1 protein-coding gene is annotated in these 458 nt (G+C 38.2%); it reads right to left on the bottom strand.

The genetic code is table 11. The annotated features are described in order from the left end of the window. A partial coding sequence (locus VG566_RS20410) for a hypothetical protein (protein ID WP_423172730.1) occupies positions 1-458 on the bottom strand: 458 nt, incomplete at both ends.

Raw genomic sequence — 458 nt, 5'->3', positions numbered from 1 at the left:
ATCGTAACCTCTTGACCGTCAATGCTTAATGAAACAGCGACTGAGTTTACAATAGTATCTCCTTTAAATGCATCAAAAACTTTTTCTGCTGCAACATTAAATTCACCAAACTTGCTAACGCCTTCATCAATAACAACAGTAAATATATTATTTGACATACTTACTACAATACCGTTTGATGTAACTTTACCGATTTGCGTTTGAATTTTTTCGTTCAACAATTGCACTCCAGTTTTTACATCACCAGGAGTTGTCGAACCTCCTCCGCCGCCGCCAGAACTAGGAGGTGTTACTACTGGTGGTGTTTCAGGAACTACAGGTTTACCGTCAGGTGTTTCAATTTTTTCAACATTACCTTTAACCTCTTCATAGTTCGTGATAACGTCTTCAATCTTCTTACCTTCTGGAAGGACAATGTTCGTGATTTTCGTGTCTTTACCTAATGTAAACTTGGCGTC

The organism is Stenotrophomonas sp. CASM114 (assembly GCF_049384325.1).
GTDB classification, from domain to species: domain Bacteria; phylum Pseudomonadota; class Gammaproteobacteria; order Xanthomonadales; family Xanthomonadaceae; genus Stenotrophomonas; species Stenotrophomonas muris.
This window is presented reverse-complemented; position numbering and strand designations above follow the sequence as displayed.